Source organism: Bacteroides faecalis (assembly GCF_003865075.1).
GTDB classification, from domain to species: Bacteria; Bacteroidota; Bacteroidia; order Bacteroidales; family Bacteroidaceae; genus Bacteroides; species Bacteroides faecalis.
Genome location: NZ_BHWB01000004.1, coordinates 76,791 through 93,205 on the forward strand (window position 1 = coordinate 76,791; position 16,415 = coordinate 93,205).

Below are 16,415 nucleotides of genomic sequence, written 5' to 3' on the forward strand. Positions count from 1 at the left end.
CCCTATTGAATAAACTCTCCAGTAATGTTCACTTGTTTTTGATTGAAAGGGTCTAACATCTGATCTATTAAAATAGCCATTTCTCCTCTCAATATATTTCGTGTCATATTCAAATCCTGTAATTTGAAACTTCTCCAAATAGTCTCCGGATCTGTTGTGATATCCAAGTTTTCTTCATTCGCTATTTCCTGAATAAGTTGAATAGCTTCCTGAATCGTCAGAGTCTCTGCTCCTAACTTTTTCAGTTTTTCTTTTGCAGTAGGATATATATCGGATAAGCCTTCTAATCCTGTTGCTAATAATACAGTATCAGCTTTCAACCAAGTTTGATTGGACCAATCAACATTTTTTCCTACTCCCTTCAATATGCCTGTAACACCAATACGTTGATATGAAGCAAATTTAACATCTGTCACAGGAACATCTAAATAAGGAAGTAAATATCCTTTTGCATTTAAGATAGCATTCTGAACATCACGAACCGGTACTTCACTGATTTTCTGATTATGATTTAACGCCAGTGCCCCCAAAGCACCGGCTGCCTGTCCGATTTGTAAAACGACTGGTTGTAAACGCGTTGCTCCATTAACAATATTAGATACGGAAATTGACTTTTCCGCTACAATCAGTCCTTCCACATTTTGAGGTATTAATGTACCTAAAGGTAGACCAAATGAAGGCACTGGATGAAAATAGAGATTGGGCAATTCTTCATATCCATGATAACGGGCATGATGATGGTCTACCGGATAATCTCCCACCGCGATACAGGTACGATATAATTTCTCTTTCTGCGTATATGGATTTATTATTTGATTCAAATCAAAACGAACCAGTCCATGAATTCTTCTGGATTCTCTATGGTAAGGAATAAAAGGGAGTTTATCTGCTGTAGGAAATTCGTCATCTGCCAAACCTAATGTATTATACCCTAATTCATGTTGTATAAAATAGATAAAACACATTGTATAATGTTTGGCATTCTCCAAAGCATGTGTACGCTCTTCAGGAGTCATTTCAATCAAGTTGATATAATAATCATTTCCTTCTATCGGCCAGTTAATCATATACTTCTGATTCGGAAGTTTTCCGTATGTTATCATCATCTCTTTTGACCAGACACGATCCGGCTCCTTAGGAGTCGTGCATATCGGATTTGCACAGGAACAAGCAAACTCGTTAGGATTGTATCCATCCGGTTTTGGAATAGTAACATCTTTCCCATAATCTTTTAATATTGCAACATAAGTGATATCCTGCACAATATTATTCTTTTCCTCAGGAGCAATATCTTCATGTGTATCTTCGCGGCTTTCCATACCAATATCGTATTTCACTCCACACATTTTAGCCACATCTCCTAGCTCTGTAGCGTCAATCAATATTTTGGCCTGAACGATTTTAATTCCTTCTCCTTCAACACTCACTTTAGCAATCCACTTATCTCCTTCTCTTTTTATCTCTTTAAGATGAGCATGCTTCCATACTTTAAGATTTTTCTCGGCTTCCACCATTTCGTGAAAAATATTATTTCCAACCGAAGGTTCAAAAAGGACTTTACTTACCCAACCTGTATTTAGTGAATCTAATCCACCATAGTATTCAATCAATCTATTCTTAAATTCTCCCCAAATTCCTGCCGGTAAATTATAATTTCCATCTATAGCACTTACACCTGCTGAAGTCAGCATTCCTCCCAGCCAAGCACTTTCTTCTATAACTAAAGTATTTGTACCCATACGCGCAGCCTGTATACCTGAAGTTACGCCACTAGCACCACCACCTATAACAAGTATATCTACATTATTTTCTCCTGAACATGTACACGAGATGGAGGATACCATCAAAAGCATACCATAGAAGATTTGGAAGAGGTTTTTCATTGCAGAATCATTTGGTTACAACGTATCTTAATTAATATCACGCCACAAATATAGACATATTTATTAAATAAACAATAGATAATAAATTATTTTATTATTAAAGTTTATATTAAAAACATATTTCATTAATATAACGAGAATATTTCTCAATCATTAGAGGAAAAACGTCTTTATACCTTAATTATATATATAATATAATCAAGTCACCATTAGTATGTAAACTTTCCTCAACCCTAATATATTAAGATCTACTTCTCCTTCCGATTATAACTTTTCTATTATAAATCCCTGTATTTAATAAAAAAATTAATTATCTTTGTAGACATTACAAAAATGAATAAGACATATGAACCAACAATTCTTGAAAGAAATCGAAATGGGCTCCAAAAGCGCCCTCGTCAAAAAGCGGATTATTACACATTATATATATAATGGTAGTTCTACTATCCCTGATCTTTCAAAAGAGCTGGATTTAAGCGTACCCACCGTCACTAAATTTATTGGTGAAATGTGCGAAGACGGATATATTAACGATTACGGAAAACTAGAAACTAGTGGCGGACGCCATCCGAATCTCTACGGGCTAAACCCTGAATCCGGTTATTTTATAGGGGTGGACATAAAACGGTTTGCAATCAACATAGGGTTGATCAATTTTAAAGGAGATATGATGGAGTTGAAAATGAATATACCTTATAATTTCGAGAATTCGATAGAAGGAATGAATGAATTATGTCGGCACATTCTCAATTTTATAAATAAACTCACAATTAATAAGGAGAAGATTCTAAATATTAATGTAAATTTATCAGGTCGGGTCAATCCTGAATCAGGATATAGTTTCAGCCAGTTTAACTTTGAAGAACGCCCACTAGCAGATGTTTTATCAGAGAAACTTGGTTATAAGGTTACTGTCGATAACGATACGCGTGCTATGACTTATGGAGAATATATGCAAGGCTGTGTCAAAGGAGAAAAAGATATCATTTTTGTAAATGTCAGTTGGGGAATAGGTATCGGAATTATTATTGATGGCAAGGTTTACACTGGAAAGTCAGGGTTTTCCGGAGAATTCGGACATATCAGTGCTTACGATAATGAGATTATTTGCCATTGCGGGAAAAAGGGATGTCTGGAAACAGAAGCTTCCGGTTCTGCTCTCCATCGTATTTTATTGGAACGTATCAAAAATGGAGAAAGTTCTATTCTATCAACCCGAATTTCCTCAGAAGAAGATCCCATTACTCTTGACGAAATTATCGCTTCAGTAAACAAGGAGGATTTATTATGCATTGAGATCGTTGAAGAAATAGGGCAAAAGTTAGGAAAACAAATAGCCGGATTAATCAATATTTTTAACCCGGAATTAGTCATTATAGGTGGCACAGTATCATTGACCGGTGATTATATCACACAACCAATAAAAACTGCGGTACGCAAATATTCCTTGAATTTAGTCAATAAGGATTCCGCCATTGTCACATCCAAATTAAAAGACAAAGCTGGGATTGTCGGAGCTTGTATGTTGGCACGTAGCAGGATGTTTGAAAGCTAAAATAATGTCATCAATCCTTAATACAATTATAGTGACGCTATGAGATAAGTATAGTGTCGGTATATTCTATAAATACTGTCACTATAGTGACTCTATAGTGACAGCATCATAGAACAGTGCTCAAAAAGGCCACTACATTTTAATTAAAGCAAGAAAAAAGACTCCATTTCTTTTTGTTTTTTCAAATAAAGCTGTAATTTTGCACGCCATAAACGAGAGACAATGCCGCTATAGCTCAGTTGGTAGAGCAACGCATTCGTAACGCGTAGGTCGCCAGTTCAAGTCTGGCTAGCGGCTCTCAAACGGAAACCTTTTAATTCTCTTATATTTAGGAGTTTAGGTTCCCGCTATTTATTTACGAGATCTTCAATTTATAGATTAAAAAAAAGGAAATATTGTCCACCAGTGGACAAAACGACTTATCCAAAACTTATCCTTTAAATTTTAATCTATTATGGCAACTCTTAAACTAACTATTTTCAAAGCAAAAGTTTTAAAGGACGGGAGGCATAAAATAAGAATAGCCGTATGTCATAAGAAAGAGACATGTTATATTGTAACGCGTTTCATTATTGACAACTTGTCGCAGTTTAAAAATGGGCAAGTAACAAAGCGTCCTGACGCTTCAATTATTTGCTCTAAAGTAAAAATCACTTTAGGATATTCTGCTTCTTCCAAACCTGTACGGATGTCAACAAACCAGCTTTCTTTATTCTCACTAATGATCGCATTCTCAAAACCTTCTACTGTTTTTCCTATAATTGTTTTCATGATTGTTCATTTATTTAAATTATATTCATTCACTATACTCCAGTCGAAATGAGGATATTCCGCAATTGTTACATAGACTGGATGTCCTTGCGCGGATATAGCTGCGTAATGCTCAACATCGCTCAGATCATTAGCTGTCACACCGATTACACTACCTATACCTTTCAAAGGTATATCAAAACAAATTTCTGCCGAGAACTTGTGCTTAGGACTTCTTAGACTGTTAGTATTCATAATCTATTTTTTAGTTGTTAATACTTTGTTTCTTATTTTGATGTTACAAAGATTTATTGTATGGCCGATGATTTTTGCAAGGAATTTGCATTGCAACAGGAAAAATATATGATTGAAGACAAGAAGCGGAAGCATCGCAACAAGCCCAACTGCATGAATGACGCTGAGGTTATGGTTATTCTTATTGTGTTCCACTCCAGTGGTTTCCGCTGCTTCAAGCATTATTACAAGGAGTATATCTGCAAACATCTGAAGCACCTGTTTCCGCGCCAGGTATCCTATAGCCGTTTTGTGGAACTGGAGAAGGAAGTACTGCTTCCTCTGGTCATTTTCATCAAGAAAATCCTGCTGGACACCTGTACCGGCATCAGTTTTGTTGACTCCACCCCTTTACGTGTCTGTCGTAACCAAAGGATTCTGATTCATAAGACATTTGAAGGGATTGCCGAGCGTGGAAAATGTTCTATGGGCTGGTTCTTCGGGTTCAAACTGGATCTGATAATCAATGATAAGGGTGAGATTCTTAATTTCACGTTTACACTTGGAAATGTAGATGATCGGGAACCATTGAAACGGGGCAAATTCCTGGAGAACATCAAAGGAAAACTATGCGCAGACAAGGGATATATTGGCCAGGCTCTGTTCGAAAATCTCTTTCTTAACGGTATCCGGCTTGTTACCAAAGTTAAAAACAACATGAGAAACTCCCTGATGAGTATAGCTGACAAGATTCTGCTCAGAGAAAGAGCCTTGATTGAGACGGTCAATGACGAATTGAAGAACATTGCACAGATAGGACACTTCAGACATCGTTCGTTCTGTAATTTCATTGCCAATGCATTGTCAGCTATCGCAGCATACTGCTTTTTTGAGAAGAAACCCGCCATTGATGTAAAATTCATCAATAACAGGCAACTCGCTATTTTCTGATTTTATTTTGAACTCACATTATTTTAAGCTAAACTCCTACATTACAGCTTTTATCAATCCATTTACACTTTTTGTTCCCATGAATATTTGTATATCAGCACATCTTATTTTATCTTTGTGCACATCTTAACAAAAGAAGTTAATCACGACAGAATAGCCTATGTAGTTAAGAGATCAATTCACAATAACTGATGTAGAACAAAAAATCAAGATTTATGATAGCTCGTATTTTCGCAATGGTTGTAGCAGGTATTATCATAGTATACCTAGTTCGTTTTATAGACAATTTTATGTCAAGAAGACGTTTTAAATAAGTGGTGTTTTAAACAAATAATGAAACGAAGTAAAAAAAGAAAAACATCTACAAAAAGTCCACATTCCAATTATAAATTAGGATGTATACTTACAATCATAGTTCTTATTCCCGTCTTGTATGGAATATATCTATATTGTCAGCAACAACCTAAAGTTATCCAACAGGAAAGTAAGCAACAAATTATCAATAACTCTTATCAAGATCTTGATAAAGAAGGCTTAGAATTACCTATTTCATTAACACCCCGGCAAGAACAAATAATCCATCACACAGGCTACACTGTTTCTTATAACAAAGACTTAAGACTTCCCAACTGGGTTTCTTATGAATTAACTCGTAAAGAATCACAAGGGAAAGAAAAAAGGAACGATCGTTTTATTGTTGATCCATTAGTGAATGGCCCGATTGCAACTAATGCTGACTACACTCGATCTGGCTTCGACAAGGGGCATATGGCGCCTGCTGCAGATATGAAATGGAGTCCTATAGTTATGAAAGAATCTTTTTATTTTAGCAATGTGTGCCCACAACATCCTCAATTAAACAGAAGAGGATGGAAAAATTTGGAAGAAAAAATACGAGACTGGGCTATAGCAGACAGTGCAATTATCATCATCTGTGGTCCTATCGTAGAAAAAAATGCTAAAACAATTGGAAAAAATAAGATAGCAATACCAAAGCAATTTTTTAAAGTTGTTCTCTCTCCTTTTGCAAAACCTATGCGTGCCATTGGTTTTATCTTCAACAATGCACAAGCATTAAATCCTCTTTCTACATATGTTGTAACAGTAGATAGCGTTGAACAACTTACCGGTATGGATTTCTTTGCACCCTTGCCTGATGAAGTAGAGAATAAAATAGAGGCATATGCTAATTATCGCGAATGGCCAGAATAATCTATTTAAAATCCTTCTATCTTTGTCGCATAAAAAAAATAACGTCTTACAAGATGAAGAAAATAATTCTATTTACGGTACTGTTAGGGACAATCCTTCTTTGCACAATTACAGGAGGGGCAATCTATTATTATTTATTTGCCCCACAGTTTCATCCTCCAAAAAACGCTTATATATATATAGATCGTGATGACACCACTGACTCAATATATACTAAGATAAAACAAGTAGGTCATGTCAATAGCCTCAAAGGCTTCGATTGGATGGTGAAATATAAAAAACTCAATCAAAACATTCATACAGGACGCTATGTTATCCGTCCGAATGACAATGTATACCATGTTTTTAGCCGTATTTCCAGAGGATATCAAGAACCTATAAATCTCACAATTGGAAGCGTTCGTACCATGGACCGACTTGCTCGAAGTGTAGGTAAACAATTGATGATCGACTCTAGCGAAATAGCTAAACTATTGTTTGATTCTACCTTTCAACAAAAGATGGGTTACAACGCTGAAACTATGCCATGTCTTTTCATACCCGAAACTTATCAAGTCTACTGGGATATGAGTGTTGATGAATTCTTTCAACGTATGCAAAAAGAACATGAGCGCTTCTGGAACAAAAATCGCCTATCCCAAGCCACAGCCATTGGGATGACACCATCAGAGGTCAGCACACTGGCATCTATTGTCGAAGAAGAAACCAATAACAATCAAGAAAAACCAATGGTGGCCGGTTTATATATCAACCGCCTACAAGCTGATATGCCTCTGCAGGCAGACCCTACCATTAAATTTGCTTTGCAAGATTTTGGTTTGAGACGCATTTCTAATGAAAACCTGAAAATAAATTCACCATATAATACTTACATAAATACCGGACTTCCTCCTGGACCTATCCGTATCCCCTCTAAAAAAGGGATAGACAGTGTATTAAATTACACAAAACACAACTACATATACATGTGTGCAAAAGAGGATTTTTCGGGTACTCACAATTTTGCTTCTAATTATGCTGATCATATGGCAAATGCTAGAAAATATTGGAAAGCACTGAATGAAAGAAAGATTTTCAAGTAAATTTGTGATAAAACGAGATGAAAAGGCTATCTTTGTCCAATAGAATAACAAACTGTGATCAACACTAATAAAAGAAATTATATATGAGCAAGCAACTCTTACTTGGCGACGAAGCCATTGCACAAGCAGCATTGGATGCCGGACTTTCAGGTGTGTATGCCTATCCGGGAACTCCTTCAACTGAAATTACTGAGTATATTCAAATGGCTCCTATTACAAGCGAGCAGAACATACATAGCCGCTGGTGTACCAATGAAAAAACAGCAATGGAAGCTGCATTAGGTATGTCTTTCGTTGGAAAACGGGCATTAGTTTGTATGAAACATGTAGGAATGAATGTGGCAGCCGATTGTTTCGTTAATTCAGCAATGACAGGAGTAAAAGGGGGATTAATAGTAGTAGCAGCCGATGATCCTAGTATGCACTCTTCCCAAAACGAACAAGACAGCCGTTTTTACGGAGATTTTTCACTTATACCGATGTACGAACCTAGCAACCAACAGGAAGCATACGACATGGTGTATGATGGTTTTGAATTCTCTGAGAAATTAGGTGAACCGGTTTTAATGCGAATGGTAACTCGTCTTGCCCACTCTCGTTCCGGAGTAATACGTAAAGATCAGAAGTCTCAAAATAGTATTGCTTTCAGTGATGATCCCCGCCAATTCATTTTATTACCAGGAATTGCACGTAAACGCTATAAAGTATTACTTGCACGCCAAGATGAATTCATCAAAGCATCTGAAGAATCACCATACAACAAGTATATGGATGGACCAAACAAAAAGTTGGGAATTATAGCTTGTGGAATTGGTTATAACTATTTAATGGAGAACTATCCCGAAGGATGCGAATATCCGGTGTTAAAAATCGGACAATATCCTTTGCCCAAAAAGCAACTTCTCCAATTAGTTGAATCTTGTGATGAGATTCTGGTATTGGAAGATGGCCAGCCATTTGTTGAAAAGCAATTAAAAGGTTATTTAGGTATCGGTGTTAAAGTCAAAGGACGTTTGGATGGTACTCTTTCTCAAGATGGAGAATTAAATCCGGACTCTGTAGCACGAGCAGTTGGCAAAGAAAATAAATCAGAATTTAGTATACCTTCAGTAGTGGAAATGCGTCCTCCTGCACTTTGTGAAGGTTGTGGGCACCGTGATATGTATATTACACTTACCGAAGTTCTTAAAGAAGAGTATCCTTCTCACAAAGTATTCAGTGATATTGGATGTTATACTTTAGGAGCCAATGCACCTTTCAATGCCATCAATTCATGTGTAGACATGGGCGCTTCTATTACTATGGCAAAAGGTGCTGCTGATGGAGGTCTTCATCCATCTGTAGCCGTAATAGGTGACTCTACGTTCACTCATTCAGGCATGACAGGATTATTGGACTGTGTTAATGAGAACGCAAATGTCACTATCGTTATATCCGACAATGAGACTACTGCAATGACCGGTGGTCAGGACTCTGCCGGTACTGGACGTATCGAAGCTATATGTACAGGTTTGGGAGTAGATCCTGCCCATATCCGTGTAGTTGTTCCATTAAAGAAAAACTACGAAGAGATGAAACAAATTATACGCGAAGAAATTGAATATCGCGGAGTATCCGTTATCATCCCACGAAGAGAATGTATCCAAACATTAGCACGCAAAAAAAGAAGTAAATAAGCCATGAAAAAAGATATTATATTATCGGGAGTAGGTGGACAAGGTATCTTGTCTATCGCTACAGTTATCGGAAAAGCAGCCTTAAAAGAAGGACTTTACATGAAACAGGCAGAAGTACATGGAATGAGCCAACGTGGTGGAGATGTTCAATCTAACCTTCGTATCAGTGACCAACCTATTGCTTCAGATTTAATTCCTTCCGGGAAATGTGATCTCATCATTTCATTGGAACCAATGGAAGGTTTGCGTTATCTCCCCTACCTCCATTCAGAGGGATGGTTGGTTACTAACGAAACTCCGTTTGTTAATATACCGAATTATCCGGAAGAAGATAAAGTGATGGCAGAAATCAATAAATTACCAAAAAAGATTGTATTGAATGTAGACAAGGTTGCCAAAGAAGTAGGCTCTATCCGGGTTGCTAATATGGTATTACTCGGAGCAACCATTCCTTTCCTTGACATCGCTTATGGGAAAATACAGGATAGCATCCATGAGATCTTCATACGAAAAGGAGAGGCAATTGTTGAAATGAATTTAAAAGCATTAGCTGCCGGCAAAGATATTGCAGAAAAACTAATGCAATAACTATCATTGTTATGAATACACAATACTGGGAAGAAGAAGTAGAAACCATGAGTCGTGAGAAGTTGAATGAACTACAACTTCAACGTCTCAGGAAAACAATCAGTATAGCTGCAAATGCTCCATATTATAAAAAAGTTTTCAACAAACATGGCATCACTGCAGATAGCATACAAACATTGGACGACATTCGTAAATTACCTTTTACGACGAAGGCTGATATGCGTGCTCACTACCCTTTTGGATTGGTGGCAGGCGACATGAAAAACGATGGGGTACGTATCCACTCTTCCAGCGGTACAACCGGAAATCCTACAGTCATCGTACATTCACAGCATGACCTTGATTCTTGGGCAAATCTGATAGCTCGTTGTCTCTATATGGTTGGCATTCGAAAAACTGATGTATTCCAAAACAGTTCCGGATATGGTATGTTTACAGGAGGATTGGGCTTCCAATATGGTGCCGAACGTCTCGGTTGCTTAACAGTACCTGCCGCAGCCGGAAACAGTAAACGTCAGATTAAGTTTATCAATGATTTCAAAACAACAGCCTTACACGCAATCCCAAGTTATGCGATTCGCCTTGCTGAAGTTATCCAGGAAGAAGGACTTGATGCTGCAGGTACAACATTAAAAACATTGGTTATTGGTGCTGAGCCTCACACGGATGAACAACGCCGGAAGATAGAAAAGATGTTAGGAGTAAAAGCATACAATAGCTTTGGCATGACGGAAATGAATGGTCCCGGTGTCGCTTTCGAATGCCAGGAACAAAACGGAATGCATTTTTGGGAAGATTGTTATCTTGTGGAAATCATTGATCCTGAAACTGGTGAACCTGTACCAGATGGAGAAATTGGAGAATTAGTACTCACCACATTAGATCGTGAAATGATGCCTCTAATTCGTTATCGTACCCGAGATTTAACCCGCATTCTTCCAGGTAAATGTCCCTGTGGTCGTACTCATTTACGTATTGATCGTATCAAAGGTCGTAGTGATGATATGTTCATCATAAAAGGAGTCAATATCTTCCCAATGCAGGTTGAAAAAATCTTAGTACAGTTCCCTGAACTTGGTAGTAACTACCTCATTACATTAGAGACTGTTAATAATCAGGATGAAATGATTGTTGAAGTTGAATTAAGTGATCTGTCTACAGATAACTATATTGAACTGGAAAAAATTCGTAAAGAAATAACTCGACAATTAAAAGATGAAATACTTGTTACTCCTAAAGTAAAACTAGTAAAAAAAGGCTCTCTTCCGCAAAGTGAAGGGAAAGCTGTACGAGTGAAAGATTTAAGAAATAACCAATAGTATTTAATTTATCGGTGTGCTAATATGCCAATTTATACTGCTTCAACAGTCATAGGCATATTAGCACATTATTAATTCATATATCATGCAATTATTAAAGAAAAGAATCCTACAAGATGGAAAATGCTACGAAGGAGGTATCCTGAAAGTAGATGGTTTTATTAATCACCAAATGGATCCTGTACTGATGAAGTCAATCGGAGTTGAGTTTGTCCGCCGTTTCGCAGCGACCAACGTCAATAAGATTATGACTATTGAAGCAAGTGGCATTGCTCCTGCTATCATGACAGGTTATTTAATGGATCTCCCTGTTGTGTTTGCCAAAAAGAAATCACCTAAAACCATCCAAAATGCTTTGAGTACTACCGTACACTCTTTCACCAAAGATCGTGACTACGAAGTAGTAATAAGTGCCGATTTCCTTACTCCTAATGACAATGTGCTCTTTGTCGATGATTTCCTCGCGTATGGAAATGCAGCGTTAGGCATTCTTGATCTTATTAAACAATCTGGAGCCAATTTAGTCGGAATGGGATTCATTATTGAGAAAGCCTTTCAAAATGGTCGAAAAATGCTAGAAGAAAAAGGAGTACGTGTAGAAAGTCTAGCAATCATAGAGGATTTATCCAATTGTAGCATAAAAATTAAGGATTAATACTGATTGGGATTGAAATAATGCCCTTTTCCTTTGGTCCTTTTTCCATATTGCACCGCTTGTTGGGGACAAACGTGGTAGCATGCCAGACAAGAGGTGCAATTTCTTCCCCAAACAGGTCTTCCATCTTGCATTAAAATATTATCCACCGGACAAGATTTTTCACAACGTTTACACCCAATACACTTATCTGTCGTCCAAAAGTTCTTAGGGGACATTTGAAAGCGATTAAATAATGGATTAATAATTCTAGTCTTAATATAAGGAATACTCCCCTCTTTACAAAAGAATACAGCCTCTTTTCTATTTATCAATTCATTAATTCTATTGAGTTCTCCAATAGCATTCTCCAGCTTTTTCTCTTCCAGTTCCTTACTATCGACATCAAATCCGGGAAACAATACATAATTATTAGGCATAATCACAGAAAAACCGGCATGACATTTCCATCCCTTCAGTGACAAAGCTTTCATAAAAACTTGTTGAGTAAGCCCAATATCATCACCACAAGAACATACAAAAAAAAGATATTGCCCCTGATAGTTCTCTAATGACATTTGCTTGATAAAATGCAATACAATTTCGGGAGGAGCCCAAGAATAAATAGGAAAGACAAAACCAATCTTCTCATCCTTTTCCAAACAGAATTCCATATTCCCGTCTTTCAAAACTTCAGGAATAAAAATTAAATCTTCTTGTTGATTACTGGATAATTGATCAGCAATCCATTTAGAGTTGCCTGTACCAGAGAAATAAAATATCATAGGAAAGTATATAAAAAAGCCGCATCGACGATGTGATGAAACTCTGATAAAACAAGATTTGAGTGCCCGTCCCCTTTGTAATCCACCGGCTTAAAGCTGTCCCGAAGGATGTGGCCCGCCATTGAAGATCGAAGCTTTCTCGGTATATCAGATTAATTTGAAGAGTTTCCCGATCCAGTCGATACGGCTAATATTTTAGTATCACAAATGTAATAACATTCTATGAGAATAACAAGAAAAAAAGCATTTTTGTTGCCTATCTAATATTTTTTAAAATCTTTTTTCTCTCTCCCATAAAAGGAAAGTGTCAGTAATCTAATAGAAAACTGACACTTTGTAAATCATAAACTGCTGAAACTTAAGCAGCTTTCGCCTTTGCAACTACAGCTTTGAAAGCTTCCGGATGGTTCATAGCTAAATCAGCTAAAACTTTACGGTTTATTTCAATACCGGCCTTATGCAAACCACCCATCAATTTAGAATAAGACATCCCTTCTAGACGTGCAGCAGCATTGATACGTTGTATCCAAAGAGCGCGGAAGTTTCTTTTCTTGTTTCTACGGTCACGGAACGCGTAAGTCAAACCCTTTTCCCAAGTGTTTTTAGCTACGGTCCATACATTTTTTCTTGCACCAAAGTAACCTTTGGTCAATTTCAAAATTTTCTTTCTTCTTGCTTTTGAAGCAACATGATTTACTGATCTTGGCATAGTTTTACTTTTTTAGAATGTTAGCGCCGTTACTTCACGCAACGAACTTTAGGCTAATGCATTCGGTTAATACTTTAATAATACTTTGTACGCTTTTGATTACTTCATTGCTAAGAGTTCCTTAACCTGGCTTACATTTGTTGCATCAACAGTTGTAGAGTAGCACAGATTTCTTTTTCTCTTCTTAGTTTTCTTAGTCAAAATGTGACTGTGAAAAGCGTGCTTTCTTTTGATTTTACCTGTTCCGGTAAGGGTAAACCTTTTTTTAGAACCGGAGTTAGTCTTCATCTTTGGCATCTTACTTATTTTTAAATTATTAAATATATAATGGCAACGCACTATACCTGCGCGTTACGCATTCTTTCTTATTATTCGTCTTCTTCAGACTGCTCTGCTTTCTGTGCAGGAGCAACAGACTTCGGAGACATAGACTTTTTAGGAGCCTCTCTCTTTTTGGGAGAAAGCTGAATAGTCATACGCTTACCTTCCAAAATAGGCATCTGATCTACTTTTGCAAAATCTTCAAGGTCATTGGCAAAACGAAGTAATAATACTTCTCCCTGTTCCTTGAAAAGGATTGAACGGCCTTTGAAAAACACATATGCTTTCACTTTATCTCCGTCTTCCAAAAAACCTTTTGCATGCTTCAACTTAAAGTTGTAATCATGATCATCAGTCTGAGGACCGAAACGGATTTCCTTTACATTCACCTTCACCTGTTTAGCCTTCTGTTCTTTCTGACGCTTCTTTAACTGATAAAGAAATTTAGAGTAATCAATAATACGACAAACAGGGGGTTGAGCATTGGGTGAAATTTCCACTAAATCCAATTCTTTCTCTTCAGCCATTTTCAAAGCCTGGAAAATAGGATATACTTTCGGTTCGCTATCATCGCCCACAATGCGGACTTCCTTGGCACGAATCTGTTCATTGATTCTATATTGCCCTTTTAAAGTGTCATTCTTCATTAAAAACGTTTACTTCCTAGTTTGATCTTTTTATTGTTTACTTATTATTTATCATGAAACGGCTGCAAAGTTACCATTTATTTATCATATTTTGAACTTCTTCATTCAGAATTTTAGCAAATTCTTCATATTTCATGGTTCCTTTGTCTCCTTCGCCTTGTCTACGAACAGCAACTTCACCATTTTCTGCTTCTTTTTCGCCGACAATCAGCATATAAGGAATACGTTTCATTTCATTATCACGAATCTTACGACCTATCTTTTCATTTCTATCATCAACAATTGCACGAATCTCATGTATTTTCAGATACATTTTTACTTGCTCTGCATATTCATTGAACTTCTCGCTAATCGGTAGAATAGCAACTTGTTCAGGAGTCAACCATAACGGAAACTTACCGGCAGTATGTTCAATCAACACAGCTACAAAACGTTCCATAGACCCGAATGGTGCACGATGGATCATTACCGGACGATGTTTCAGATTATCAGAACCCATATATTCCAATTCAAAACGTTCCGGCAAATTGTAGTCCACCTGAATAGTACCTAACTGCCAACGACGACCGATAGCATCCTTCACCATAAAATCAAGTTTAGGACCATAGAAAGCTGCTTCACCATATTCAATCTTAGCAGGTAAGCCTTTTTCCTCACAAGCCTCAATAATAGCTTGTTCTGCTCTTTCCCAATTTTCATCACTCCCGATATACTTTTCACGATTCACTTTATCACGTAAAGAAATCTGAGCTTCAAAATTAGCAAAGTTCATTGAACGGAAAACAATTGAAATGATATCCATTACGCGAAGGAATTCATCCTTTACCTGGTCCGGACGACAGAAAATATGTGCATCATCCTGTGTAAAGCTACGTACACGAGTTAATCCATGTAACTCACCACTTTGCTCATAACGGCAAACTGTACCAAATTCTGCGATACGCAATGGAAGATCTTTATAAGAACGCGGAAAATTCTTATAAATCTCGCAATGATGCGGACAGTTCATCGGTTTCAAGAAATACTCTTCCCCTTCTTCCGGAGTATGGATAGGCTGAAAAGCATCTTTACCATATTTTGCATAGTGACCAGAGGTTACATAAAGCAATTTATTGCCAATGGGCGGAGTTATTACTTCTTGATAGTCATAACGTGTCTGAATACGACGTAAGAAATCCTGCAAACGCAAACGCAAAGCAGTGCCTTTTGGCAACCACATCGGAAGCCCCTTACCCACTGTTTCAGAGAACATAAACAACTGCATTTCTTTACCAATCTTACGATGGTCACGTTTCTTAGCCTCTTCCAATAAAGTCAGATATTCATCCAACATTTTCTTCTTAGGGAAGGTGATACCGTAGATACGAGTTAGCATTTTACGGTCTTCATGACCACGCCAATATGCTCCGGCCACAGTTGTCAGTTTTATAGCTTTAATCGGCGCAGTTGTCATCAAGTGAGGACCACGACAAAGATCAGTGAATGTACCCTGAGTATAAGTAGAAATACGTCCATCTTCCAATTCGGAAATCAATTCACATTTGTATGTTTCACCACGATCACCAAACATTTTCAATGCATCCTCTTTAGAAATGCTTTTTCTTACTACTGCTTCTTTTTTAGCAGCCAATTCCATCATTTTAGCTTCGATGGCAGGAAGATCATTTTCCTTAATAACAGTCTCCCCCGGATCTACATCGTAGTAAAAACCATTTTCAATGGCAGGTCCGATACCAAATTGAATACCCGGATAAAGTTCTTGTAAAGCTTCTGCCAACAAGTGAGCACTCGTATGCCAAAATGCATGTTTTCCTTCTTCATCATCCCATTTATAAAGAACAAAGTTAGCATCTTCATTAATAGGACGTCCTAAATCATAAATTTCGCCATTTACTCCACAGGCCAAAACATCCTGTGCCAAACGCGAACTGATACTTTCTGCAATCTGCAAACCGTTCACTCCTTCGTTATATTCACGAACAGAGCCATCGGGAAACGTTATCTTTATCATAATATGATGATGTTATATTTTCATAATTTGAACGCAAAAGTAACTAAATCTTTTGAGT

General features: G+C 37.2%; 16 protein-coding genes and 1 tRNA gene. 9 read left to right on the plus strand and 8 right to left on the minus strand.

Going from position 1 to position 16,415, the window contains the following annotated elements:
- Nucleotides 1-2 precede the first annotated feature (2 nt).
- Nucleotides 3-1,883, minus strand: coding sequence for an FAD-dependent oxidoreductase (locus EJF25_RS08235; protein ID WP_125040770.1), 1,881 nt, complete (start codon nt 1,881-1,883; stop codon nt 3-5).
- Nucleotides 1,884-2,229: 346 nt separating this feature from the next.
- Here EJF25_RS08235 and EJF25_RS08240 point away from each other — a divergent pair, with 346 nt between their 5' ends.
- Together EJF25_RS08240 and EJF25_RS08245 are read left to right on the plus strand one after the other, a co-directional pair.
- Nucleotides 2,230-3,438 carry an ROK family transcriptional regulator gene (locus tag EJF25_RS08240; RefSeq protein WP_125040771.1) on the plus strand — a complete coding sequence of 403 codons (1,209 nt, stop codon included), beginning with the start codon at nt 2,230-2,232 and terminating at the stop codon, nt 3,436-3,438.
- Between the two features lie 224 nt (nt 3,439-3,662).
- A tRNA-Thr gene (locus EJF25_RS08245) sits at nt 3,663-3,735 on the plus strand.
- A 252-nt stretch (nt 3,736-3,987) separates the two neighbouring features.
- Here the strand turns inward: EJF25_RS08245 and EJF25_RS24855 are convergent.
- Together EJF25_RS24855 and EJF25_RS08255 are read right to left on the minus strand one after the other, a co-directional pair.
- Nucleotides 3,988-4,209, minus strand: a complete 222-nt coding sequence (locus EJF25_RS24855; RefSeq protein ID WP_160119390.1) for a hypothetical protein — start codon at nt 4,207-4,209, stop codon at nt 3,988-3,990.
- A gap of 6 nt (nt 4,210-4,215) precedes the next feature.
- Nucleotides 4,216-4,443, minus strand: a complete 228-nt coding sequence (locus EJF25_RS08255) for a hypothetical protein (RefSeq protein ID WP_125040772.1) — start codon at nt 4,441-4,443, stop codon at nt 4,216-4,218.
- Between the two features lie 60 nt (nt 4,444-4,503).
- Between EJF25_RS08255 and EJF25_RS08260 the strand changes: the two genes are divergently transcribed.
- The 7 genes from EJF25_RS08260 (at nt 4,504) to xpt (ending at nt 11,905) form a co-directional block, all read left to right on the plus strand.
- Nucleotides 4,504-5,373 (plus strand): IS982 family transposase, encoded by an 870-nt coding sequence (locus tag EJF25_RS08260; protein ID WP_125040773.1) that lies wholly within the window; start codon nt 4,504-4,506, stop codon nt 5,371-5,373.
- A 333-nt stretch (nt 5,374-5,706) separates the two neighbouring features.
- Nucleotides 5,707-6,585: a DNA/RNA non-specific endonuclease gene (locus tag EJF25_RS08265; RefSeq protein WP_125040774.1), complete on the plus strand. Its 879-nt coding sequence runs from the start codon at nt 5,707-5,709 to the stop codon at nt 6,583-6,585.
- A 53-nt stretch (nt 6,586-6,638) separates the two neighbouring features.
- Nucleotides 6,639-7,667, plus strand: a complete 1,029-nt coding sequence (mltG, locus tag EJF25_RS08270; protein ID WP_125040775.1) for an endolytic transglycosylase MltG — start codon at nt 6,639-6,641, stop codon at nt 7,665-7,667.
- Nucleotides 7,668-7,750: 83 nt separating this feature from the next.
- On the plus strand, nt 7,751-9,343 hold the full coding sequence (locus EJF25_RS08275; protein ID WP_125040776.1) for a thiamine pyrophosphate-dependent enzyme: 1,593 nt from the start codon (nt 7,751-7,753) through the stop codon (nt 9,341-9,343).
- A gap of 3 nt (nt 9,344-9,346) precedes the next feature.
- Complete coding sequence (locus tag EJF25_RS08280) at nt 9,347-9,931, plus strand: indolepyruvate oxidoreductase subunit beta (protein ID WP_125040777.1); 585 nt, start codon at nt 9,347-9,349, stop codon at nt 9,929-9,931.
- Nucleotides 9,932-9,942: 11 nt separating this feature from the next.
- Entirely contained in the window at nt 9,943-11,250 is a 1,308-nt protein-coding gene (locus EJF25_RS08285; protein ID WP_125040778.1) for a phenylacetate--CoA ligase, read from the plus strand.
- 85 nt (nt 11,251-11,335) lie between these two features.
- Nucleotides 11,336-11,905, plus strand: coding sequence for a xanthine phosphoribosyltransferase (gene xpt, locus EJF25_RS08290; protein ID WP_125040779.1), 570 nt, complete (start codon nt 11,336-11,338; stop codon nt 11,903-11,905).
- On the opposite strand, the gene EJF25_RS08295 is transcribed toward xpt, so the two are convergent.
- The 5 genes from EJF25_RS08295 to thrS form a co-directional block, all read right to left on the minus strand.
- Nucleotides 11,902-12,669, minus strand: a complete 768-nt coding sequence (locus tag EJF25_RS08295; RefSeq protein WP_125040780.1) for an EFR1 family ferrodoxin — start codon at nt 12,667-12,669, stop codon at nt 11,902-11,904. The genes xpt and EJF25_RS08295 overlap by 4 nt on opposite strands.
- Before the next feature lie 358 nt (nt 12,670-13,027).
- A complete protein-coding gene (gene rplT / locus EJF25_RS08300; protein ID WP_125040781.1) occupies nt 13,028-13,378 on the minus strand; it encodes a 50S ribosomal protein L20 in 351 nt (116 codons plus the stop codon).
- Nucleotides 13,379-13,477: 99 nt separating this feature from the next.
- Entirely contained in the window at nt 13,478-13,675 is a 198-nt protein-coding gene (gene rpmI / locus EJF25_RS08305; RefSeq protein WP_002561639.1) for a 50S ribosomal protein L35, read from the minus strand.
- A 71-nt stretch (nt 13,676-13,746) separates the two neighbouring features.
- Nucleotides 13,747-14,346 (minus strand): translation initiation factor IF-3, encoded by a 600-nt coding sequence (gene infC, locus EJF25_RS08310; protein ID WP_125040782.1) that lies wholly within the window; start codon nt 14,344-14,346, stop codon nt 13,747-13,749.
- Between the two features lie 70 nt (nt 14,347-14,416).
- On the minus strand, nt 14,417-16,357 hold the full coding sequence (thrS, locus tag EJF25_RS08315; RefSeq protein ID WP_125040783.1) for a threonine--tRNA ligase: 1,941 nt from the start codon (nt 16,355-16,357) through the stop codon (nt 14,417-14,419).
- Nucleotides 16,358-16,415 lie beyond the last annotated feature (58 nt).